Source organism: Stappia sp., assembly GCF_048261845.1.
In the GTDB taxonomy this organism is placed as follows: Bacteria; Pseudomonadota; Alphaproteobacteria; order Rhizobiales; family Stappiaceae; genus Stappia.
The window spans coordinates 36,786-57,629 of the sequence record NZ_JBLXFR010000016.1 but is presented as its reverse complement, the minus strand read 5'-3'; the positions used below and the strand labels follow the sequence as shown (position 1 = coordinate 57,629).

Below are 20,844 nucleotides of genomic sequence, written 5' to 3'. Positions count from 1 at the left end.
CTATTGTCCGAGACGTTCGAGAAGGGCGGGGATGTGCACCTGGTCGGCCTTGTAGTTGCCGGTCATGGCGTACATGACGATGTTGACGCCGGCGCGGAAGGCATATTCGCGCTGGACCGCGTCGTTCGGCACGGTCGGAAACAGGTAGTTGCCGGCTTCGTCGACCGCCCAGGCTCCGGCGAAATCGTTGCCGGTGATGAGAACGGGCGACACGCCGTCTCCGCCGCGCACCGGTCTTTCGGAATCGCCCGCCGTCCCCTCGCTTGCCTCGACCCAGAGCGGCCCGCCGGAATAGCGTCCCGGGAATGTCTCGAGAATGTAGAACGCCTTGGTCAGGACATGGTCGGCCGGAACCGGCTCCAGCGCCGGCATGTCGAGCCCGTCAAGCACGGCGCGCAGGCGCAGGACGGCCGGAGAGGTGCCAAGGCCGATGCCGGCGGACAGCTGGTCGGCCGTGTCGAAGAGGATCGTCCCGCCATTGCGCATATAGGTGTCGATGCGGGCCAGCGCCTCGGAGGAGGGGCGCGGGGTGTCGGCGGAAACGGGCCAGTAGAGAACCGGGTAAAAGGCCAGTTCGTCGGTGGCGATGTCCACGCCGACCGGCGCCTCGGGCTCCAGGGCCGTGCGGGTGGACAGATAGCGGGTCAGCCCGAGCAGTCCCTGGCGGCTGGTCGTGTCGCGGTCCGGCTGGCCGGTCAGGACATAGGCGAGGCGGGTGTCGAGCGTCGCTTCCAGCGCCGCCAGGTCGTCGGAAGTCTCCTGTGCCCGCAACTCGCCCGTGGCAAGCGTCATGGCGCAGGCGACAGCCAGCCCGGCGGGCAGGACCCGGCCCGGCCGGCCGCGCAGTGCGGTACGGTCGCCGCGCAGCCAGATCATTGCCAGGGCGTCGGCGAAGAGCAGCAGCAGCGCGATCAGGAACAGGGCGGGGCGCAGGTCGGTTGCCGCCGATGTCGGATAGCCGGTGATGCGGGCCGTGCCGCCGAGAGGTGCGAGGTCGAGTTCCATCACCTGGTCCGGGGAGGAGAGAAGGTTGATCGCGCGGAACGCGTCGTCGCTGCCGTAGAGACCCGGCGGATGCCGGCGGCTCGGGGCAACGTCCTGCTGCGAGGCGGAGATCGGGACGGCGGCTGTCGAGGGAGGACCGAGCCGGCCATAACCGTCGAGCAGGCGCACGGGCGGCAGCAGAGCCTCGGAAGGGTCGGTGGTGGCCACGGCCCCGGTCCGGGAGGCGTCGGTGCCGGCATCGTCTTTGGAAGGAGCGGCCGAGGACAGGCTGACGATCCGCCGCAGCATGGTGACGAAACTTCCGGAAATCGGAAGGTTCGACCAGCCGGTGTCAGCCGTGACATGGAAAAGCACCACCGTGCCGCGGCCGCGTGCGGTGGCGGTGACGAGCGGCGTTCCGTCGGCGAGCGTTGCCCAGGTGCGGTCGGCGAGGTCCGGCCCCGGTTCTGCGAGCACCTGTCGGTTGACGGTGACGTCGGCGGGCACCGGAATGCGGGAAAAGGGCGAGTTCTCCGAGAAGCTGGCAAGCGGTTGCGGCTCTTCCCAGGAGAGGCTGCCGCCCAGGGTGCGGTTGCCCGCCCGAAGAGCTGTCGGGATCAGTTCGTCCGACCCGCCGGCGAGGCGCGGTCCGGCGAACCGAACCAGTATCCCGCCCTGCTCGACCCAGTCCCGGACCCGTTCGAGGGCCGTGTCGGGCAGACGTCCGACATCGGCGAGCACCAGCACGGAGACGCCTTCGTCAATGAGTTCCGGCAGCGCGTTGTCGAGGTTTTCGCCGCGCGGCCGGCGCAATTCGGAGAAAGGCAACAGGGCCCGGTCCAGATAGTAGAGCGGCGACAGCAGCGGCTGCGCCTGGTCGGCGGAGGCGCCGGACACGAGGCCGACCGTGCGTCGTTGCCATCGGTCGTCCAGCAACTGCACGCCGGCGGCGCTGTTTTCTCCCGCGACCTCGAGCCGGGCGATGTCGTTGCGAAGCTCGACGGGCAGGTCGAACGTCACCTCGCCCACATCCGTGTCGTTCGCGAAGACGGGGGTTGCCTCGCCCAGCACCAGTCCGCGCAGGTCGAGCGCCCGCACCACAAGACCGTCCGGCGATGCGTCGTCGCGCAGCACCGCGGCGGTCAGTGCCTCGACGTCGTTGCGGGCATCGGCGAGCGCCGCCGGGCGCGGCAGTCCGGTGAGCACGCTGAGTTCCGCGTTGCCAGCCAGTTCGCGAAGGTCTTCCAGGAAGCGTGACGTGGTCTCGCGGGCAATGCCGTCGCTCAGCCAGACGATGGCGTCGGGTGGCTGGTCTGCGGCCGCCTTGCGCAGCGCCAGCGTCAGCTCGCCGCGCGCGGTCGGCCAGGAGCGGGGGTCCAGCACCCGAAGCCGCTCCAGTGCGGCATCGGCCGTTTGCGAGACCAGCGGCTGGTCTGGCCCTTCGGCGGTTGCCGCGAAAAGAACCGGCCGGCCGCTTTCGGCCCCCGCCGCGATCAGTCGCTCTGCCGTCTGGCGCTGCCGCTCCCAGGCTTTGGCCGAAGCCCAGCCGTTGTCGAGCAGGACCCAGAGCGGCCCGTTGCCGGCGGGCGCGTCGGCGTTCGGCCGCCAGACGGGACCTGCAAGCGCGAAGATCAGCGCGGCGGCAAGGCACAGGCGCAGGATCGTCAGCCACAGGGGGCTCTTGTCGGGCGTCTCCTCGCGCCGGTCTATGTCGGCAAGCAGCCGGGCGGGCGGGAAGGCGACGCGGCGCGGGCTTGGCGGGATCAGCCGCAACAGCCACCAGATGACCGGCAGCAGCAGCAATGCGGCAAGCGCAAGCGGTGCGGTGAAGCCGAGGGGCAGGAACGAGGTCATGCATCGACCCCCTTGGTGCCCTGCATGGGAATGCCGCTCAGCCGGCTGTGCAGCACGAGCATCGGCTCCGATGCCGGACGGTCGGTGTGGTGGACGAGAAAGGTCCATCCGGCGCGGCGGGCGGCATCGCCGATGGCCGCGCGGTGCGCCTCGAGCCGCTCGACATAGGCCCGTTTCCACTGTTCGGCCTTGCCGCTGGTCAGGCGGAAGCCGGTCTCGGGGTCGCGGAATTCGGTGCGCCCGGTGAAGGGGAAGGTTTCCTCGACGGGGTCGAGCACCATCACCATGTGGGCCCGCGCGCCGGAGGCCGCGACCTTGCGCATCCAGGCGAGGGTGCCCTCCACCGGATCGAGCAGGTCGCCGATCAGCACGACATCGGAGAAGCGGCGGATGTCCTGGGGCTCGGGCAGGCTGGCGGGCTCGGTGACATGAGCGAGTGCGGCGGCGATGCGTTCGGCCGCATGGCGATCGGCAACCGGCTTGCGCAGGCCGGGCAGGCCGATGCGTTCGCCGGTCTCGGCAAGCAGGTCGGCCAGCGCCAGCAGCAGGACCAGTGCCCGGTCGCGCTTGATCGTCGCCGACAGGTGCGAACGGAACGCCATGGACGGCGAAAGGTCCGCCCACAGCCAGACGGTATGGGCGGCCTCCCACTCGCGTTCGCGGACATAGAGATGATCGTCGCGCGCGGAACGGCGCCAGTCGATGCGCTTGACCGGCTCGCCTGCGACAAACGGGCGGAACTGCCAGAAATTCTCGCCGGAACCGGACCGGCGACGCCCGTGCCAGCCGGCATTGGTCGTCATCGCGACCTGGCGCGCCTCGATCAGCAGATCGGGAAGCGCGTCGGCAAGCGAGCGTGCACCGGCGACGACCTGCGGCCAGCTTTCACCCTGCTCCTCGCCGGATGTCGGCCTGCCCGGCCTTGCCTGGAACCCGAAGCGCGGGAAACCCTCCATGGACTGTTCCTAGCCGATCCGGCTTTTCAGGCGGCCGATGAGCCCGCGTATGGTGTGGCCGTCCGCGCGGGCGCCGAAGGTCAGGGCCATGCGGTGCTGCAGGATCGGCTCGGCCAGCGCCAGCACGTCGTCGACGGACGGGGCCAGCCTGCCGTCGACCAGCGCGCGGGCGCGCACGGTCAGCATCAGCGCCTGGCTGGCGCGCGGTCCCGGTCCCCAGGCAATCAGCTCGGTCAGTTCGTCGTCGGTCTCGCCCGGGCGGGCGGAGCGGACAAGCTCGAGGATCGCCTCGACCACGCTTTCGCCGACCGGCATGCGGCGCACAAGCTGCTGGCAGGCCATCAGGTCGTCGCCGTTCATCACCGCGGTGGCGGCGGCGTCATGCGCGCCGGTGGTCTCCATCAGGATGCGGCGTTCCGCCTCGCGGTCGGGATAGTGCACGTCGATCTGCATCAGGAAGCGGTCAAGCTGGGCCTCGGGCAGGGGATAGGTGCCTTCCTGTTCCAGCGGGTTCTGCGTCGCCAGCACATGGAAGGGGCGCGGCAGGTCGTAGCGCTGCCCGGCGATCGTCACGTGGTATTCCTGCATCGCCTGGAGGAGGGCCGACTGGGTGCGCGGGCTGGCGCGGTTGATCTCGTCGGCCATCAGCACCTGCGAGAAGACCGGGCCCTTGATGAAGCGGAAGGCGCGGGCGCCGTCGCGGTCCTGGTCCATCACCTCGGCGCCGAGGATGTCGGATGGCATCAGGTCGGGGGTGAACTGGATGCGGCGGGCATCGAGGCCGAGCACCGTGCCGAGCGTTTCCACGAGCTTCGTCTTGGCAAGGCCGGGCACGCCGACCAGCAGCCCGTGACCGCCGGACAGCAGCGTGACGAGGGCCCGTTCGACGACGCTTTCCTGTCCGTAGATGATGCGCGCAACCTCGCCGCGGGCGCCGGCGATCTTTTCCATCGCCGCCTCCGCGTCGCGGGCAACCTGTTCGTGGTCGATGTCCGGTGAGGTGATCGCGCTCATTGTCGGTATACGCCTCCTGCTTCGTTTGGTCCCCCTGGCCGCCATTTCCGGCGGCAGGCGGATGATCGGCGCCGGGTGACCCGGGTTGCCCTGCCGGCGCGACATTTCAGGCGGTGGCGCGCAGGACTCACATTGGCAACGCGACGATGGTAACCCATGTCATGTTAGGGTATGGGCCAAATCATGGCAGGGACAACGGATTTGGATCAAAAAGCGGAGACACCAAGGAAACCGGTTGCGTCCGATGCAATTCCCGAGGGTCTTGCGGATCTCGTCGCACGCGCGGGAAACAATCGCGGCACGCCGCCGGTCGAGCGCTGGAACCCGCCTTTCTGCGGCGATATCGACATGCGCATCGCCGCGGACGGTCGCTGGTTCTACATGGGGTCGCCGATCGGCCGGGAGGCACTGGTGCGCCTGTTCGCCTCGGTGCTGCGCCGGGACGAGGATGGTCGCCATTATCTGGTGACGCCGGTGGAGAAGGTCGGGATTGTGGTCGAGGACGCGCCGTTCCTGGCGGTCGAGCTCCACGCCGAGGGCAAGGGCGAGAGCCAGATCCTGACCGTGCGCACCAATGTCGGCGACGTGGTGCGGATCGATGCCGAGCATCCCCTTCGTTTCGAAGACGAAACTGGCACGGGCGGGCTCAAGCCCTATATCAGGGTGAGGGGCGGGCTGGATGCCCTGTTCGCGCGGCCCCTGCTGTACCAGCTGGCCGATCTCTTCGAGGACCGCACGGTGTCGGGCGAAAGCCTGACCGGCGCATGGAGCGCCGGCCGGTTCTTCCCGGTCACGCCCGGCGGTGCCGCGACAACAGGGGATGCATCTTGACGGCTTTCGTGGACCAGCGGATCGCAATGACGGTCGAAGGACAGAAGACGGCGCGTGCCTTCGCCGATCAGGCGCGCGCGCGGCTGGTCTCGCCCGTGTCCGAAGAGGTCGGCGACCATATTCTCAACCCGGATCTCGGGCCCTTTGCCTTCGCCAAGCGGCCGCCGCGCGACGCGGCGGTGCTGATCCCGGTGATCGAGCGGCCGGCGGGGGCGACCGTCATCCTCACCCAGCGCACCGACCATCTGACCAGTCACGCCGGGCAGATCTCCCTGCCTGGCGGCAAGATCGATCCAGACGACGACGGCGCGGTCGGCGCGGCACTGCGCGAGGCGGAGGAGGAAATCGGGCTGGATCCGCATCTCGTCGAACCGCTTGGCGTGCTGCCCACCTACCTGACCGGTTCGGGTTACCGGGTCGCGCCGGTGGTCGCGCTGGTCGGGCAGCAGGCGCGACTGGTGCCTAACCCCGACGAGGTGGCCGATGTCTTCGAGGTGCCGCTTGCCTTCTTGATGAACGACGCCAACCATTTGCGGCAGTCGCGCGTCTTTGCCGGCAAACCGCGCTATTTCTATGCGATGCCCTATGGCGAACGCTATATCTGGGGCGTCACTGCCGGAATCCTCCGGCTAATGTACGAGACGGTTTACCGCTGATGCTGCGTATCATCCTGACCCAGTTGCTGCTTTTTTCCCTGCCCTTCATCGGTTTCGCGATCTGGTTGTTCATCACCAAGAAGGCGCAGACATCTGAGAACTGGCGCAAGGGACCGATGGTCTGGCTGGTGATCGCCGGCGGTGTGCTGGTCATCGGCGGGCTCGTGATGCTGACGACGCGGGAAGGCCTGCCGGAGGGCAAGAATTATCGTCCCGCCGAGTTGCGCGACGGCAAGTTCGTGCCGGGCCACTTCGAGTAGTCCTGCGGGAAACGGCGTCCAGATGACCGCGCGTATCGATTCCGACTGGCTTTGCGAGCCGGGCCTGCAGGCGACGTTCGATGCCATCGAGCGTGACGGCGACAGTGTGCGCGTGGTCGGCGGCGCGGTGCGCAACGCATTGATGGGCGTGCCTGTCACCGATATCGATATCGCCACCGACGCGGTCCCGGACAGTGTCATCGCGCGCGTCGAGGCGGCGGGGCTGAAGGCCGTCCCGACCGGTTACGAGCACGGCACGATCACCGTGGTAAGCCATGGCACGGCCTACGAGGTGACGACGCTGCGCGAGGATGTCGAGACGCATGGCCGCTCGGCAACTGTCCGCTTCGGCCGCGACTGGCGGCGCGACGCCGAACGGCGCGATTTCACCATGAACGCGCTTTACGCGAATCGCGACGGCACCGTGCTCGATCCCGTCGGCGGCTTGCAGGACCTTGCCGCGCGCCATGTCCGCTTCATTGGCGATGCGGACCGCAGGATTCGTGAGGACTATCTGCGTATCCTGCGCTTCTTCCGCTTTCACGCCCAGTATGGCGAGGGGCCGCTCGATGCGGAGGGGCTTGCCGCGGTCACGGGGCTGAAAGCCGGGATTTCCGGCCTTTCGGCCGAGCGGATCGGCATGGAGATGCGCAGGCTCGTTGTTGCGCCCCGCGCCGTGGAAACGCTGGCCGAAATGACCGGTGCCGGCGTGACGCCGCTGGTACTGGCAACGAAGGGCGGGCTCGCCCCGTTCCGTGCGCTGCGGGCGCTCGACGGGCTTGCGCCGAACACGCGGGATCCGGCGCTGGCGCTCGCCGCGCTCAGCGACGGCGACGAGGGGGAACTGGATACGGTTGCCGACCATTTGCGGCTTTCCAACGCGGAGCGCCGACGGATGAAGGCGGCCTTTTGCGTCTCGCGCTGGCTGGCGGACATCCTGGCCGGCAGGGAGCCCGGACGCGGTCCGGAACTGGCGCTCGAACTCCTCCACCGCTTCGGCCGGGAGGCGAGTGTCGACGGGGTGTTGCTCGCCTGGTCGAACAGCGGGGCGGGGCCGAACAATGCGGCGTTCACGGTGCTCCTGGAACAGGTCCGGACGCTGGAGGCGCCCGTCTTTCCGCTCTCCGGCCGGGACCTGACCCGTGCCGGGGTTGCAGCGGGGCCGGAAATCGGTCGCCGGCTGGCGCTGGCGGAGGAGCGCTGGGTGACAAGCGGGTTCACGCTCGACCGGGCGGCCTTGCTCGATATGGCGGTCGCCGGTTGAAACCGGCGACGGGTCGCGGGCCGGCGGGCGAGCGCCGGTCACTCCTCGGCGAACTCGCCGGTGATCTTCAGGCCCTCGATTTCCGTGGCGCCGTCAGTCTTGATGATCGTGCGGGGCACGGCGCCTGCCTCGCGGGCAAGCGCCTCGGCAAACGTTGCGGAGTGGGTGACAATCCAGATCTGCGAGCGCTCGCAGGCGCGGGCGACGATCCGTGCAAGCGGCTCCAGAAGGTCCGGATGCAGGCTCGCCTCGGGCTCGTTCAGGGCGACGAAGGCCGGCAGGCGGTAGGCGAGCAGCGCACCGGCCAAAGCCAGGAAGTTGAGCGTGCCGTCGGAAAGCTCGTGCGCTTCGAACGGGCGGTCGAGGTCTGGGAAGCGCATGGCGATGCCCGCATGTCCGCCATCAAGCCGGATGTCGAGGCGGGCGCCGGGAAAGGCGTCGTCGATGGCCGCGTCGAGATCGACGGTGTCGACCCTGACCTCGGCGAGCGTTGCGAAGACGGCGGCCAGGTCCGACCCGTCGGAGGACAGGGTCGGCGTGGTCAGGGCGAGTGCCGGACGGCGCAGCGGCGAGCCGTCATCGGTGCGGAAGCCGTGATAGAATCGCCAATCCGAGAGCGTGCGCCGGACGATGTCGAGTTCGGGGAAACGGCCGCCGTCGCGAAACGCGAAGAGTGCGGTTTCCGAACCAAGGACCTCGTTGTCATAGGTCAGGCGTTCACCGCCCGCCGCCCGCAGCCAGACGGAAGGGCCCGACCGCTGCATCAGGACGATGTCGCGCGTGCCGGACGCAATCGTCAGCCTTTCTTCCTTCACCAGCGGTTCGAGCGGGAGGGCGGCATCGGAGCCGAGCTTTGGCAGGCCGATCTCGATCGCATAGGAGAGATCGCCAAGCCGCGCCTTGAGACTCAACCGCACGGGCGCGCCGCGCTTGCGCTCGCCGGCCCAAAGGACGCTTTCCACCCCGCCCTCCTCGGCGATGGCGCGGGTGATGCGGCCAAGGGCTGCCTGCTGGAGCAGGGAGAGCCCCCGGTAGAGATTGGTCTTGCCGGTGCCGTTCCGGCCGACGAAGACATTGAGTGCCCCGACCGGCATGTGCACGGCGCGCAGCGAGCGGTAGCTGGTGATGGAAACCGAACTCAGCGGAGGCAGGGACACGGCGGGTCCGTCTTGCTGAAAGGGTGAGGCGCGTTCAGGGCCATTTCACCACCGGAGGCATGGAAGAGAGGATCGAGGCGACATTCCCGCCCGTCTTCAGGCCGAAGATCGTGCCGCGATCGTAGAGCAGATTGTACTCGACATAGCGGCCTCGGCGCACCAGCTGTTCCTCGCGCTCCGCCTCGCTCCAGGGTTTGTGATAGTTGGCGCGTACCAGCTTCGGGTAGATGTCGAGGAAGGCGAGCCCGACGGCCTGGGTGAACGCGAAATCCGCGTCCCAGTCGCCGGAATTGAGGTAATCGTAGAAGATGCCGCCGACGCCGCGCGCCTCGTTCCTGTGCTTGAGGAAGAAATAGTCGTCGCACCACGCCTTGTAACGCGGATAATCGGCCACTTCATGCGCCTTGCAGGCGGCCTGCATGGCGCCGTGGAAGGCGCGCGTGTCCGCGTCTTCCTGCGTGCGCCTTGCGTCGAGCACCGGGGTCAGGTCGGCGCCACCGCCAAACCACTGGCGGGTCGTCACCACCATGCGGGTGTTCATGTGCACGGCCGGCACATGCGGATTGTGCATGTGAGCGATCAGCGAGATGCCCGAAGCCCAGAAGCGCGGGTCTTCAGAGGCGCCGGGGATCTGGCCGCGAAACTCGGGCGAAAACTCGCCATGCACGGTCGAAATGTGAACGCCGACCTTTTCGAATACACGGCCCTTCATCATCGACATGACGCCGCCGCCGCCCTTGCCCCCGGCCGAATCGGTGCGCTCCCACGGGCTGCGTTCGAAGCGTCCGGCCGGGAGGGCCGCAAGCTCCTCGGGAAGGGCCGCATGTTCGGCGGCGTCGTCCTCGATCGCCTCGAAGGCCGAGCAGATCCGGTCGCGAAGCGCGCGGAACCAGGTTTCGGCCTGCGGCTTGCGGGTCTCGATGTCGTCCGGCACCGGGCCGCCGCGCGCTTCGTCCTTGCCACCTGCCGTCTGTCCGCTCATTCCCGTCACCTTCGCCAGCACATTCGTGAAACCTGATCGCTTCATGGCAGATGCGGGCGCGCGGGAAAAGGTCTGGCGATCGCGATGCCGTTTCCGGCAACCGCGACCGGCGACGATCACTGCCCCTTGTAGATGAGCGGGAAGTCCTCCGGATCGATGGCGTTTCCGTCGCAGTCCGGTTTCGCGCGGTACTCGATCATCTTGAATTCGGCATCGACGAGGCGGTGGCGTTCGAATTTGCCGCAGTCGCCAAGCCCCCTGTCCACGGTGAATCCCGTCACGGTGCGGGTCGTCTCGTCCCATGCCGGGTTGAACAGGACGTGGCGGGACTGCCGGGGATGGCCCTTCACGTTCTGGAAGCGAAGAAGCGTGAATTGCGTGGGGTCGGCCAGATAGACGTGGGCGTAGACGTGCGCGACATTGTGCATTCCGGCGGCGCAGCCGAGGTCCCAGACGGCGCCTTCCTCGCTGGTCTGGTAGGCAACGGCGCCGGCCCGGTCCAGTGCCTCGCGCCAGTCGCATTCATAGGCCTCGTTGGCGGCGGCGATCAGCACGTCGGGAATGTTGCCGCTGTCTAGTTCGTAGCGATGGAAAATGTTGCTGAGGTCGCCGTCCGGTTCTTCCCCGCCCCCCAGGGCCCCCGGTGTCATGCATCCCGCCCCGCCTTTCACCCGCATGCGGAATGGCAGCCGGCCCGACTGGATGACCGTGAGAAGGCCGGACTCGATCTCGACCGCCTCGCCTTCTTCCGGGGCGATCCGGAGTTCCAGCAATACCCGGGTCTTGCCGTCCGGGCTGCGATAGAACTGGTCCGGGTAGAGATCGTATCCGGCGGAGGCGCCGCCGGTGGCCGCGCGTTCAAGTCGCTCCGCCTTGCCGGCAATCATGATGCGTGCCGGGCTGCGACGGTGGTCGGTGTCGAGTTCCTCCTGGAAGACGACGGCATACCGGTCGGTTTCGGGATCGCGATTCGCCTGCCAGAGCCGCACGGAGCAGGTGCCTGATGTACCGATCTCCTCGCGCGAAAAGAGTTCGAGATCGATTTTTTCCGCGGCGTTCGCCTGTCCTGGAGAAGCAGGGACGACTGCCGCAAGCACAAGAGTTGCAAGAAGCCATGGAAGCCGTCGCCCGGTCATGCGCGCCCGCACCGGCTGGCTCTTTCGCGAATTGTCGTCAGTCATCAACGCCTCGTGCCTGATTTTGCCGGTGACCACCTTAAGAGGGTGACATGGGCGCGCAAGGTCACGAGTGTTTCAGGACGCAGCGTCGCCCGGAAACCCTGCCGTTTGCCGCAGGGCCTCGCCGAGCACCATGGCGGCGGCGACCGCGACATTGAGCGAGCGCATTCCGGGGCTGAGCGGGATGATGAGGCGTGCGTCGGCGGCGCCGTGGACCATGGAGGGGACGCCGGCTGATTCCCGGCCGAGCAACAGAAGGTCGTCGCCGCGAAAACCGTAGCAGTGGTACGGCTCGTTGCCCGCCGTTGTCAGCAGGACGAGCCGCCGCTCTTCCGCCCTGCGCCAGGTGTCGAACGCCTCGTACGTGACGTGGCGGTGCATCGCCACCCGTTCCAGATAGTCCATGCCGGCGCGTTTCAGCGCGTGGTCGGAAAGCGGAAATCCGGCCGGCTCAATGACATGAACGGCAACGCCCATGCACGCGGCAAGGCGCAGGATCGTGCCCGTGTTCTGCGGAATATCGGGCTGGAAAAGAACGAGGTCTGGCATCTTTGGCAAGTGTCCGGGTCTTGGAAGCGGCAGGCGGTGCCCCATATGCTGGTTGCGCGTTCGGGTGCTTGCCCGCACCCTTGCGATCATGCCGTCCTGCGGGTCCGTCCGGGCGTCGGACTTGGCGTCCGTTTTCGTATCCGACTTATTGCCCCGCCCCGCCTTTCCGGCAAGAGCAAAGGAACCGCCCGCCCGTGTTCGAACGCCTGCTCGTCTGGTTCGAGACCCGCCTCGACCCGCTTGCGCCGCTGCCGGGACGCCCGGTGCCGCGTACGGGGTTCGGTTATCTCTGGTTCTTCGTCTCCCAGGCGAAGGCGGCGTTTCTCGCGATGCTGGTGCTGGGCGGCCTGACGGCCCTTATCGAGGCGGCGCTCTATGTCTTTGTCGGCGACCTTGTCGACATGATGCAGTCGGGTGCGCGCGCGGACTTTCTCGCCGACCACGCGCCGGTGCTGGTCGCCATGGCGCTGACGGTGCTGGTGCTGCGACCGGTCGTGTCGGCGCTGACCTCGCTGGTCGAGGAGCAGATCATCGTTCCCGGCTTTTTCAACCTGGTGCGCCTGCAAGGGCACGCGCAGGTGGTCGGCAAGTCACTGGCCTATTTCCAGGACGAGTTCGCCGGGCGAATTTCCCAGAAGGTCTGGCAATCGGGGCAGGCGGCTGGCGACTTCATGGTCAGCCTGCTGCAGATCATCTGGTTCATCGTCGTCTTCGCGCTGTCGACGCTGGCACTGGTGACGCGCCTCGATCCGCTGTTCGGCGTGGTCGTTGCGCTCTGGCTGGCTGCCTTCGCCGGGGTTTCGGCGATCTACGTGCCGCGCATCCGGGCCCAGGCCAAGGCAAGCGCCCATGCCTCGTCCGGCGTGACCGGCCGTTTCGTCGACACTTACGGCAATATCCAGACGATCAAGCTGTTCAGCGACATCGACCGGGAGGCGGCGGAGACACGCGGCGCCTACGAGACCTTCCTGGCTGCAATCCGCCGCTTCACCCGCACGCTGACGGCCGTGCGCAGCCTGATGAGCCTGCTCTCCGGCGTCATGATCGCGGCGATCGGCGTGCTTGCCGTGCTGGCCTGGCAGGCGGGCAGCGTCACGACAGGCGACGTCGCGCTGGTGCTGGGGCTGGTGCTGCGCCTCAACGTGTTGCTCGGTCGCCTGATGGGCCAGCTCAACGGACTGTTCCGGGCGCTGGGCACGCTGCAGGACAGCGCCGAGACGATCACCCGGCCGGTGACGGTGCCCGATGCAGCGCAGGCGCCGCAACTGACGGTGACGGACGGGCGCATCTCCTTCGAGGATATCCGCTTCCACTACGGCAAGGCGGGCGGGGTGATCGACCGGCTGTCAGCGGCGATCCGGCCCGGCGAGCGGGTCGGCCTTGTCGGCCGGTCGGGGGCGGGCAAGTCGACGCTGGTCAATCTCTTGCTGCGCTTCTACGACCTGGAGGGCGGCCGCATCCTGATCGACGGACAGGACATTTCGGGCGTTGCCCAAGCTTCGCTGCGGGCCAATATCGGCGTGGTGACGCAGGACACCTCGCTGCTGCATCGCTCGATCCGGGACAACATCGCGCTCGGAAACCGGGATGCGAGCGACGAGGCCGTGCGCGAGGCGGCGCGGCGCGCCCATGCGCTGGAGTTCATCGAGGCGCTCGCCGACAGTCGCGGGCGCACCGGCTTCGATGCCCATGTGGGCGAGCGCGGGGTCAAGCTCTCCGGCGGCCAGCGGCAGCGCATCGCCATTGCCCGGGTGCTGCTGAAGAACGCGCCGATCCTGGTGCTCGACGAGGCGACCTCGGCGCTCGATTCGGAAATCGAGGCGGCGATCCAGGACAGTCTCAACGAGTTGATGGCGGGCAAGACGGTGATCGCCATCGCCCACCGGCTGTCGACCATCGCGGCCATGGACCGGCTCGTCGTGATGGATCGCGGGCGGGTGGTCGAGGACGGCAGTCACGACGAGTTGCTGGCGCGCGGCGGGCTTTACTCCAGCCTGTGGAACCGGCAGTCGGGCGGGTTCATCGACAGCCAGCGCGACGCCGGTTGAGGTCCGGAAAAAACCGGGTATGCGGCGGGGGCTTGAAAAGAGGCCCCGCCGCATCCGCCTCAAGGGGATGCTGGAATCGCCGGCAGCCTGCAATCATTGGGTAAAAACCGCGACAAAGCGTCGTCTTCCAAAGGATGATCTGGACAAGCGCGGGCAAGGGTGCCAATAACAGCCCCGCTTGGAAAGGTGCGGAAAGCCGCATCTGCCGCCCGGACGACCCGCTCCGCCTCCCTTCGTCTCCCGGATTGCCGGGGCAGGGACGGCGGCTCTGTGCTGTTGTCGCCGGGCCAACGGGTTAAAAAGAGGACGCGACCTTGGCACAGCAGGATACGGTCGAACCCACTCGCCGCGATTTCCTCTATATCGCGACCGGCGCGATGGGGGCGGTTGGCGCAGGTGCGCTGGCATGGCCTTTCATCGACCAGATGAACCCCGACGCTTCAGCGCTGTCGCTGGCCTCCATCGAGGTCGACGTCTCGGCGGTGGAAGAGGGACAGTCGATCAAGGTGATGTGGCGCGGCAAGCCGGTTTTCATCCGCTACCGCACCGCCAAGGAGATCGAGGAAGCCAACGCCGTCGCGCTGGCTGACCTGCCGGACCAGAACGCCCGCAACGCCAACCTGGCCGCGGACGCAGAGGCAACCGACGTCAACCGCGCGGTCGAGGGCAACGAGGCGCTGATCGTCATGGTCGGCGTGTGCACCCATCTGGGCTGCATCCCGCTCGGCCAGGCCGGTGATTTCGGTGGCTGGTTCTGCCCCTGCCACGGCTCGCACTACGACACCGCCGGCCGCATCCGCAAGGGACCCGCGCCCGAGAATCTTCTGGTTCCGCCTTTCGAGTTCATCTCGGAAGGCCTGATCCAGATCGGTTGATACGCGGCAATCCAGAGGAGGCAGCCATGGCTGGACATTCCAATTACGTGCCGCAGAGCGCGGCGGCTAAGTGGCTCGAGAGCCGCCTGCCGGTCATTTCGCTCGTTCGCGGTTCCTTCGTCGACTTCCCGACCCCGAAGAACCTCAACTACTGGTGGACCTTCGGCGGCATCCTGATGTTCGTGCTGATCGCGCAGATCATCACCGGCATCGTGCTCGTCATGCACTACACGCCCAACACCGAGATGGCGTTCGCCTCCGTCGAGCACATCATGCGCGACGTGAATTTCGGCTGGCTCCTGCGCTACCTGCATGCCAACGGCGCGTCGATGTTCTTCATCGCCGTCTTCATCCACATGTTCCGCGGCATGTATTACGGCTCCTACAAGGCGCCGCGCGAGATCTCGTGGATCCTCGGCGTGATCATCTTCCTGATCATGATGGCCACCGCCTTCATGGGCTACGTGCTGCCTTGGGGCCAAATGTCCTTCTGGGGCGCCACGGTGATCACCAACCTGTTCTCGGCGCTGCCGCTCGTCGGCGAGCCGATCGTCAACTGGCTGTGGGGCGGTTTTGCCGTCGACAACCCGACGCTGAACCGGTTCTTCTCGCTGCACTACCTGCTGCCGTTCATGATCTTCGGCGTCGTGCTGCTGCATGTGTGGGCGTTCCACACGACCGGCAACAACAACCCGACCGGCATCAACCCGAAGACGAAGCAGGACTCGCTCCCGTTCCATCCGTATTACACGATCAAGGACCTGTTCGCGGTTGTCGTGTTCATGATCCTGTTCGCGTATTTCGTCTTCTACATCCCGAACTTCATGGGTCATGCCGACAACTACATCGAGGCGGACCCGCTGGTGACGCCGGCGCATATCGTTCCGGAATGGTACTTCCTGCCGTTCTACGCGATCCTTCGCGCCGTGCCGGACAAGCTCGGCGGCGTCATCCTGATGTTCGGCTCGATCGCGGTGATGTTCATCCTGCCGTGGCTCGACACCTCGAAGGTCCGCTCGGGCACCTACCGGCCGCTGTTCAAGCAGTTCTTCTGGATCTTCGCGGCCGTCTGCGTCGGTCTCGGTTATCTCGGCGCGATGCCGGCCGAGGGCGGCTACGTCATCATGGCACGGATCCTGACGGCCTATTATTTCGCTCACTTCCTGATCATCCTGCCGCTGCTCGGCTTCATCGAGAAGCCCAAGGCGCTGCCGGCATCGATCTCCGAAGCGGTTCTGGCAAGCTCTGGCGGCGGCAAGCCGGCGGGCGCGGTCGCCGCACCGGAAACGAAGTGAACCACGGACGGGATTGGGAGTTCTCACTCATGAAAACGATGATCAAATCCGTGCGTGGAGCCTTGCTGGCGATGGCCGCCGTCGCGGTCGCCGCCCCGGCGCTTGCCGCCGGCGAAGCTCCGCATGTCGAGCGTCAGCAGTGGTCGTTCTCGGGGCCTTTCGGCTATTACGACCGGGCCCAGCTGCAGCGCGGCTTCAAGGTCTACAAGGAAGTCTGCGCTTCCTGTCACGGCGCCCGCTTCCTCGCCTTCCGCAACCTGGCGGAAGAGGGCGGCCCGGGCTTCACCGAAGACCAGGTCAAGGTGATCGCGGCCGAGTATACCGTGCTGAAGGGGCCGAATGACGACGGCGAGATGGAAGAGCTTCCGGCGATCCCGTCCGACCGCTTCCCGTCTCCCTTCCCGAACGAGCAGGCAGCGCGCGCGGCCAATGGCGGCGCCTATCCGCCGGACTTCTCCACGCTCGCCAAGGCGCGCGCGGTGGCCAGCGGCTTCCCGCGCTTCATCTTCGACATGTTCACGCAGTACCAGGAGCACGGCCCGGACTACATCTACGGCCTGCTTACCGGCTACGAAGAGGCGCCCGAGGGCGTCGAGGTGCCGGCCGGGCAGTACTACAACACGCATTTCATCGCCGGCCAGACACTGGCCATGGCGCCGCCGCTCTATGCCGACAGCGTCGAGTACACGGACGGCACCCCGACCACGGTCGAGCAGTATGCGCGCGATGTCTCCGCCTTCATGATGTGGGTGGCGGAGCCGAAGCTGGAAGAGCGCAAGAGCATGGGCTTCCGCGTGATGATCTTCCTGATCATCTTCGCCTCGCTGCTCTACTTCACCAAGAAGTCGGTGTGGCGCGACGTCAGTCACTGACGGCATGCGCCATTGACGGACATTCGGCCGCCGGAGCAATCCGGCGGCCTTTTCGCGTCCGGCGCGGTCCGGGCCACGTGTCCTGTTGGAATGTTCGCGCCACGGTGGTATCGCAATGAACGGGTTTGAGGGGAACAGCATGGTCGATGCAGTGCTTGGCGTGATCGGCGGGTCGGGTCTTTATGACCTTCCCGCGCTTGAGGGGGCGGAATGGGTCCGGGTGGAAAGCCCCTGGGGCGAGCCGTCCGACAGCGTGCGTATCGGCACGATCGGCGGCATGAAGGTGGTTTTCCTGCCCAGGCACGGACGCGGCCACCGGTTCGCGCCCTCCGACATCGACTACCGGGCCAATATCGACGTGATGAAGCGCTGCGGGGTGACGTCGCTGGTGTCGGTGTCGGCGGTCGGCTCGCTCAACGAGGCGATGGCGCCGGGTCATTTCGTTCTGGTCGACCAGTTCATCGACCGGACGTTTGCGCGCGAAAAGAGCTTCTTCGGCAAGGGCTGCGTCGCGCATGTGTCGATGGCCGATCCTGTCTCGCCGCTGCTGGCGGGCCATGTCGCGGCGGCGGCCGAGGCCGAAGAGCTGACCTTCCATCGCGGCGGCACCTATCTTGCCATGGAGGGGCCGCAGTTTTCCTCGCTCGCCGAAAGCCGCCTTTACCGGACCTGGGGCTGCGACGTGATCGGCATGACCAACATGCCCGAGGCGAAGCTCGCCCGCGAAGCGGAGATCTGCTACGCGACGGTTGCCATGGTGACGGACTATGACAGCTGGCATCCCGACCACGGATCCGTCGACATCCAGTCGATCATCCGCGTCCTGCACGAGAATGCCGACAACGCCCGCCGCCTCGTCGCCCGGCTGGCGCAGGACCTGCCGCGCGTGCACGAGGCCTGCCCGGTCGGCTCGGACACGGCACTGGAATACGCCATGATGACGGCGCCCGACGCGCGCGATCCGGCGCTGGTCGCGAAGCTCGATGCCGTCGCCGGCCGGGTGCTGTCCCGCAACACCTGAGCGGGTGCCGCGCCCTGGGGCCCGACCCTAGAGCGTCCGCCCGCCATGCATCCACGGGCCCATGCCGATGCCGAACATGGTGGCAAGCGCGCCCATGACGAGGGACAGGATGACGGACACGATGATCGCCGCGGGGATGGCGGCCAGCGTGACCTTGATGATGATCATCATCAGACGAAAGAACGGTATGTCGATATCGACCACCTGGACCGGCTGTTTCTCGCTCATCTGGCTGCTCCTCAATTTCCCTGGACTTCAACACGGATCGGCGGGGATGATGACCGACCCTTGCGCGACCGGCAATGACGAGGCTGGATAAATGGTTCAAGACACGGTTTCCGACGAGCTCCTGGCGGCGATCCGCACGATCCCGGACTACCCGAAGAAGGGGGTTCTCTTCCGTGACATCACCACGCTGCTCGGCAATGCCCGCGCGTTCCGCCGCGCCGTCGATGCGCTGGTGCAGCCCTGGGCGGGCGCCAAGGTCGACCAGGTCGCCGGCATCGAGGCGCGCGGCTTCATCCTGGGCGGCGCGGTGGCGCACCAGCTGTCGGCCGGCTTCGTGCCGATCCGCAAGAAGGGCAAGCTGCCGCACGAAACGGTGCGCATCGCCTATTCGCTGGAATACGGCCTCGACGAGATGGAGATGCACAAGGATGCCATCACGCCGGGGGAGAAGGTCATTCTCGTCGACGACCTGATCGCCACCGGCGGCACGGCCGAGGCCGCCACCAAGCTGCTCCACCAGATGGGCGCGGTGGTGGTTGCCGCCTGTTTCATCGTCGACCTTCCCGATCTCGGCGGGCGCAAGCGCATCGAGGATCTCGGCGTGCCGGTGCGCACGCTCGTGGACTTCCCCGGCCATTGAGCGGGACACCGACCAGCACGGAACCGGAGCAGGGCGCCCCTGGGGCGCCCGCCTTCGATGCGGCGTTCGCCAGGGCGTTCCACGAGCTTCTCGGCTGGCGACGCGACGTGCGCCGCTTCCTGGAAACGCCGCTGGACCCGGATCTGGTGGAGACGCTGCTGGCGCAGGCGCATATGGCGCCGTCGGTCGGCAACAGCCAGCCCTGGCGCTTCGTTCTGGTGGAAGACGAGGTCCGCCGGGACGCGGTCCGGGCGAATTTCCGCGAAGCCAATGCCGACGCGCTGGCAAGCTATGACGGGGAACGGGCCGGCCTTTACGCGCAGTTGAAGCTGGAGGGCCTGACGGCCGCCCCGGTGCAGCTCGCGGTCTTCTGCGACGAGGCCACCTGCCAGGGCGGCGGGCTCGGACGGCGGACAATGCCGGAGATGCTTGCCTATTCCTGCGTCTGCGCGGTCAACACGCTCTGGCTCGCCGCGCGTGCGCGCGGGATCGGCATGGGCTGGGTCTCCATCCTCGACCCGGTCCGGGCAAGAGAGACGCTGGAGGTGCCGTCCGACTGGCGTCTCATCGCCTATCTGTGCCTTGGCTATCCGGTCGAGGAGCACCCGGACCCTGAACTCGAGCGCGCCGGCTGGGAGGCGCGAAGCGGTCTTAGCGAACGCATCTTCAGACGTTAGAGTGCGTCGACGAAGCGGCGGTGCGGCAGGGCGCCGGCGCGAGCAACAGGGGCAACACCATGGCGGTAAGCATTCGAGCCAAGACCGACGACGACCACGCGGCCGTTGTCGAGCTTCTGACACGACGATGGACCAGTCCGGACATTCTCATCGAGGGCGAGATGATCGACGCCTCGCGGCTGCCCGGCTTCATCGCAATGGAGGAGGACGAGATCGTCGGGCTGGTGACGTTGATCCAGCGCGACAACGAGTGGGAGATCCTGACGCTCGATTCGCTCAGCCGCTGGAGCGGGGTTGGCACGCTGCTGCTCAACGCGGTGACGGGCGAGGCCGTGGAAAGCGGCATTCGCAGGCTTCTGGTGCGCACCTCGAACGACAATCTCGACGCCTTCCGGTTCTACCAGCGGCGCGGCTTCCGGATGGAGAAGCTGGTGCCCGGGGCGATCGAGGAGGAGCGCCGGCTGAAGCCGGAAATCCCGATGATCGGCGAATACGGCATCCCGATCCGCGACGAGGTGGTGTTCGCGCGCAAGGTATAGCAGCGCGGCGGCCGGGCGTGTCGCCCGGCCGGATCACTCGCCGGGACGCCGCGCCACCAGCACCTTGCCGGTGAAGGAGAAGACGAGGACGCCGTCCTGGTTGACGCCCTCGTTGGCGTGGATGGCGAGGCCCCATTGCGGGCGCGTCTTCATCGGACGTTTTTCCACCAGCGTCGAGGTGTAGGTGATGGTATCCCCGGCAAAGACCGGGCGGATCCATTTCAGGTCGGTGAAGCCGGGCGAGGGGCCGAGCCGCGAGGGTGTGCCGAGACGTTCGCACTCCGCCTTGACGTGCGCGACCATCAGCTTCATCCAGACCGAGGCCGTGTGCCATCCGGATGCGCACAGGCGGCCGAAATGGGTCTGGCTGGCGCCCTCGTCGGACAGGTGGAACGGCTGCGGGTCGAACGCACGGGCGAAGCGGATGATCTCGTCCGGCGTGAAAATGTGGCTGCCGAGATCGCGCCGCTCGCCGATCTCCATGTCCTCGAACCAGGTCATCGGGCGGTCTCCCGGCGGGCGAACAGGATCTTGTTGCGCTGGGTCATGACGGTCGCGCCGGTCTGGTCGACAAGCGTGAACAGGAAGTCGACCATGCCAAGTTCGGGGCGTGAGTTGAGCACCCGGGCCGAGATGACTTCGGCGCTCGCACTCAACGTGTCGCCTGGTCGCACCGGGCGCATCCAGCGGACTTCCTCGACGCCCGGCGAGCCCTTGCCGCTGGAGTTCAGCAGCAGGTTGTCGCACATCAGCCGCATCAGCATGGCGATGGTGTGCCAACCGGATGCCGCCAGCCCGCCAAGCAGGGAGGCCGCTCCCGCCGCCTCGTCCAGGTGAAAGGGCTGGGGATCGAATTCCGCCGCGAAGGCAATCACTTCCTCGCGCGAAACGGATTTCGAACCGAGCGGGATCGTCTCGCCGGGTTCGAAATCCTCGAAGTATCGAATGTCGCTCATGAGACCGG

At 67.1% G+C, this 20,844-nt stretch carries 22 protein-coding genes; 12 read left to right on the top strand and 10 right to left on the bottom strand.

From position 1 onward, the window contains the following. Genes ACN0T5_RS09125 through ACN0T5_RS09115 form a run of 3 tightly spaced genes read right to left on the bottom strand, consistent with a single transcriptional unit; the run spans position 1 to position 4,808 of the window. Positions 1-2,838 carry a DUF4159 domain-containing protein gene (locus ACN0T5_RS09125; protein WP_417768311.1) on the bottom strand — a complete coding sequence of 946 codons (2,838 nt, stop codon included), beginning with the start codon at positions 2,836-2,838 and terminating at the stop codon, positions 1-3. Continuing rightward, complete coding sequence (locus ACN0T5_RS09120) at positions 2,835-3,794, bottom strand: DUF58 domain-containing protein (RefSeq protein WP_417768310.1); 960 nt, start codon at positions 3,792-3,794, stop codon at positions 2,835-2,837. The genes ACN0T5_RS09125 and ACN0T5_RS09120 overlap by 4 nt, the downstream gene beginning before the upstream one ends. 9 nt (positions 3,795-3,803) lie before the next feature. Then, positions 3,804-4,808, bottom strand: coding sequence for an AAA family ATPase (locus ACN0T5_RS09115; RefSeq protein ID WP_417768309.1), 1,005 nt, complete (start codon positions 4,806-4,808; stop codon positions 3,804-3,806). A 183-nt stretch (positions 4,809-4,991) separates the two neighbouring features. On the opposite strand from ACN0T5_RS09115, the gene ACN0T5_RS09110 reads away from it, so the two are divergent. From ACN0T5_RS09110 to ACN0T5_RS09095, 4 genes are read left to right on the top strand one after another with little or no spacing between them, the layout of a single operon-like run. Next, complete coding sequence (locus ACN0T5_RS09110) at positions 4,992-5,639, top strand: DUF1285 domain-containing protein (protein ID WP_417768308.1); 648 nt, start codon at positions 4,992-4,994, stop codon at positions 5,637-5,639. A 26-nt stretch (positions 5,640-5,665) separates the two neighbouring features. Continuing rightward, positions 5,666-6,295: a CoA pyrophosphatase gene (locus ACN0T5_RS09105; RefSeq protein WP_417768334.1), complete on the top strand. Its 630-nt coding sequence runs from the start codon at positions 5,666-5,668 to the stop codon at positions 6,293-6,295. Continuing rightward, the gene (locus ACN0T5_RS09100) at positions 6,295-6,555 is read left to right on the top strand and encodes a DUF6111 family protein (RefSeq protein ID WP_417768307.1); all 261 of its coding nucleotides are present in this window, start codon (positions 6,295-6,297) and stop codon (positions 6,553-6,555) included. Before ACN0T5_RS09105 ends, ACN0T5_RS09100 begins: the two co-directional genes overlap by 1 nt. Before the next feature lie 22 nt (positions 6,556-6,577). After that, on the top strand, positions 6,578-7,819 hold the full coding sequence (locus tag ACN0T5_RS09095) for a CCA tRNA nucleotidyltransferase (RefSeq protein ID WP_417768306.1): 1,242 nt from the start codon (positions 6,578-6,580) through the stop codon (positions 7,817-7,819). Between the two features lie 38 nt (positions 7,820-7,857). Here the strand turns inward: ACN0T5_RS09095 and ACN0T5_RS09090 are convergent, their stop codons facing one another. The 4 genes from ACN0T5_RS09090 to ACN0T5_RS09075 form a co-directional block, all read right to left on the bottom strand. After that, a complete protein-coding gene (locus ACN0T5_RS09090; protein ID WP_417768333.1) occupies positions 7,858-8,970 on the bottom strand; it encodes an AAA family ATPase in 1,113 nt (370 codons plus the stop codon). Positions 8,971-9,010: 40 nt separating this feature from the next. Then, positions 9,011-9,958, bottom strand: coding sequence for an oxygen-dependent coproporphyrinogen oxidase (gene hemF, locus ACN0T5_RS09085; RefSeq protein WP_417768305.1), 948 nt, complete (start codon positions 9,956-9,958; stop codon positions 9,011-9,013). Positions 9,959-10,074: 116 nt separating this feature from the next. Continuing rightward, entirely contained in the window at positions 10,075-11,139 is a 1,065-nt protein-coding gene (locus ACN0T5_RS09080; RefSeq protein WP_417768304.1) for a DUF1176 domain-containing protein, read from the bottom strand. Between the two features lie 72 nt (positions 11,140-11,211). After that, positions 11,212-11,685, bottom strand: coding sequence for a tRNA (cytidine(34)-2'-O)-methyltransferase (locus tag ACN0T5_RS09075; RefSeq protein WP_417768303.1), 474 nt, complete (start codon positions 11,683-11,685; stop codon positions 11,212-11,214). 194 nt (positions 11,686-11,879) lie between these two features. Here ACN0T5_RS09075 and ACN0T5_RS09070 point away from each other — a divergent pair, with 194 nt between their 5' ends. The 5 genes from ACN0T5_RS09070 to ACN0T5_RS09050 all read left to right on the top strand — a co-directional run bounded on the left by ACN0T5_RS09070 (position 11,880) and on the right by ACN0T5_RS09050 (position 17,796). Next, a complete protein-coding gene (locus ACN0T5_RS09070) occupies positions 11,880-13,733 on the top strand; it encodes an ABC transporter ATP-binding protein (RefSeq protein WP_417768302.1) in 1,854 nt (617 codons plus the stop codon). 314 nt (positions 13,734-14,047) lie between these two features. Further along, positions 14,048-14,608 (top strand): ubiquinol-cytochrome c reductase iron-sulfur subunit, encoded by a 561-nt coding sequence (gene petA / locus ACN0T5_RS09065; protein ID WP_417768301.1) that lies wholly within the window; start codon positions 14,048-14,050, stop codon positions 14,606-14,608. 26 nt (positions 14,609-14,634) lie between these two features. Continuing rightward, positions 14,635-15,903: a cytochrome b gene (locus tag ACN0T5_RS09060; protein ID WP_417768300.1), complete on the top strand. Its 1,269-nt coding sequence runs from the start codon at positions 14,635-14,637 to the stop codon at positions 15,901-15,903. Between the two features lie 29 nt (positions 15,904-15,932). Next, positions 15,933-16,775 (top strand): cytochrome c1, encoded by an 843-nt coding sequence (locus tag ACN0T5_RS09055; protein ID WP_417768299.1) that lies wholly within the window; start codon positions 15,933-15,935, stop codon positions 16,773-16,775. A gap of 139 nt (positions 16,776-16,914) precedes the next feature. Then, on the top strand, positions 16,915-17,796 hold the full coding sequence (locus tag ACN0T5_RS09050; protein WP_417768298.1) for an S-methyl-5'-thioadenosine phosphorylase: 882 nt from the start codon (positions 16,915-16,917) through the stop codon (positions 17,794-17,796). A 27-nt stretch (positions 17,797-17,823) separates the two neighbouring features. Here the strand turns inward: ACN0T5_RS09050 and ACN0T5_RS09045 are convergent, their stop codons facing one another. Then, on the bottom strand, positions 17,824-18,024 hold the full coding sequence (locus ACN0T5_RS09045) for a hypothetical protein (protein WP_417768297.1): 201 nt from the start codon (positions 18,022-18,024) through the stop codon (positions 17,824-17,826). A gap of 91 nt (positions 18,025-18,115) precedes the next feature. Between ACN0T5_RS09045 and ACN0T5_RS09040 the strand changes: the two genes are divergently transcribed. The 3 genes from ACN0T5_RS09040 to ACN0T5_RS09030 are packed head-to-tail and all read left to right on the top strand — an operon-like array spanning position 18,116 to position 19,880. After that, the gene (locus ACN0T5_RS09040) at positions 18,116-18,664 is read left to right on the top strand and encodes an adenine phosphoribosyltransferase (RefSeq protein ID WP_417768296.1); all 549 of its coding nucleotides are present in this window, start codon (positions 18,116-18,118) and stop codon (positions 18,662-18,664) included. After that, positions 18,661-19,341, top strand: coding sequence for a 5,6-dimethylbenzimidazole synthase (bluB, locus tag ACN0T5_RS09035; RefSeq protein WP_417768295.1), 681 nt, complete (start codon positions 18,661-18,663; stop codon positions 19,339-19,341). Before ACN0T5_RS09040 ends, bluB begins: the two co-directional genes overlap by 4 nt. 59 nt (positions 19,342-19,400) lie before the next feature. Beyond that, positions 19,401-19,880: a GNAT family N-acetyltransferase gene (locus ACN0T5_RS09030; RefSeq protein ID WP_417768294.1), complete on the top strand. Its 480-nt coding sequence runs from the start codon at positions 19,401-19,403 to the stop codon at positions 19,878-19,880. A gap of 33 nt (positions 19,881-19,913) precedes the next feature. Here the strand turns inward: ACN0T5_RS09030 and ACN0T5_RS09025 are convergent, their stop codons facing one another. Both ACN0T5_RS09025 and ACN0T5_RS09020 read right to left on the bottom strand, forming a co-directional pair. Next, positions 19,914-20,381, bottom strand: a complete 468-nt coding sequence (locus tag ACN0T5_RS09025) for a MaoC family dehydratase (RefSeq protein ID WP_417768293.1) — start codon at positions 20,379-20,381, stop codon at positions 19,914-19,916. Then, a complete protein-coding gene (locus tag ACN0T5_RS09020; protein ID WP_417768292.1) occupies positions 20,378-20,836 on the bottom strand; it encodes a MaoC family dehydratase in 459 nt (152 codons plus the stop codon). The genes ACN0T5_RS09025 and ACN0T5_RS09020 overlap by 4 nt, the downstream gene beginning before the upstream one ends. Positions 20,837-20,844: the final 8 nt, after the last annotated feature.

Bases quoted from the DNA above. Each gene is read 5' to 3' on its own strand.
- ACN0T5_RS09125 (WP_417768311.1), bottom strand. From the start codon at position 2,838: ATGACCTCGTTCCTGCCCCTCGGCTTCACCGCACCGCTTGCGCTTGCC.
- ACN0T5_RS09120 (WP_417768310.1), bottom strand. From the start codon at position 3,794: ATGGAGGGTTTCCCGCGCTTCGGGTTCCAGGCAAGGCCGGGCAGGCCG.
- ACN0T5_RS09115 (WP_417768309.1), bottom strand. From the start codon at position 4,808: ATGAGCGCGATCACCTCACCGGACATCGACCACGAACAGGTTGCCCGC.
- ACN0T5_RS09110 (WP_417768308.1), top strand. From the start codon at position 4,992: ATGGCAGGGACAACGGATTTGGATCAAAAAGCGGAGACACCAAGGAAA.
- ACN0T5_RS09105 (WP_417768334.1), top strand. From the start codon at position 5,666: ATGACGGTCGAAGGACAGAAGACGGCGCGTGCCTTCGCCGATCAGGCG.
- ACN0T5_RS09100 (WP_417768307.1), top strand. From the start codon at position 6,295: ATGCTGCGTATCATCCTGACCCAGTTGCTGCTTTTTTCCCTGCCCTTC.
- ACN0T5_RS09095 (WP_417768306.1), top strand. From the start codon at position 6,578: ATGACCGCGCGTATCGATTCCGACTGGCTTTGCGAGCCGGGCCTGCAG.
- hemF (WP_417768305.1), bottom strand. From the start codon at position 9,958: ATGAGCGGACAGACGGCAGGTGGCAAGGACGAAGCGCGCGGCGGCCCG.
- ACN0T5_RS09080 (WP_417768304.1), bottom strand. From the start codon at position 11,139: ATGACTGACGACAATTCGCGAAAGAGCCAGCCGGTGCGGGCGCGCATG.
- ACN0T5_RS09075 (WP_417768303.1), bottom strand. From the start codon at position 11,685: ATGCCAGACCTCGTTCTTTTCCAGCCCGATATTCCGCAGAACACGGGC.
- ACN0T5_RS09060 (WP_417768300.1), top strand. From the start codon at position 14,635: ATGGCTGGACATTCCAATTACGTGCCGCAGAGCGCGGCGGCTAAGTGG.
- ACN0T5_RS09055 (WP_417768299.1), top strand. From the start codon at position 15,933: ATGAAAACGATGATCAAATCCGTGCGTGGAGCCTTGCTGGCGATGGCC.
- ACN0T5_RS09050 (WP_417768298.1), top strand. From the start codon at position 16,915: ATGGTCGATGCAGTGCTTGGCGTGATCGGCGGGTCGGGTCTTTATGAC.
- ACN0T5_RS09045 (WP_417768297.1), bottom strand. From the start codon at position 18,024: ATGAGCGAGAAACAGCCGGTCCAGGTGGTCGATATCGACATACCGTTC.
- ACN0T5_RS09040 (WP_417768296.1), top strand. From the start codon at position 18,116: ATGGTTCAAGACACGGTTTCCGACGAGCTCCTGGCGGCGATCCGCACG.
- ACN0T5_RS09030 (WP_417768294.1), top strand. From the start codon at position 19,401: ATGGCGGTAAGCATTCGAGCCAAGACCGACGACGACCACGCGGCCGTT.
- ACN0T5_RS09025 (WP_417768293.1), bottom strand. From the start codon at position 20,381: ATGACCTGGTTCGAGGACATGGAGATCGGCGAGCGGCGCGATCTCGGC.
- ACN0T5_RS09020 (WP_417768292.1), bottom strand. From the start codon at position 20,836: ATGAGCGACATTCGATACTTCGAGGATTTCGAACCCGGCGAGACGATC.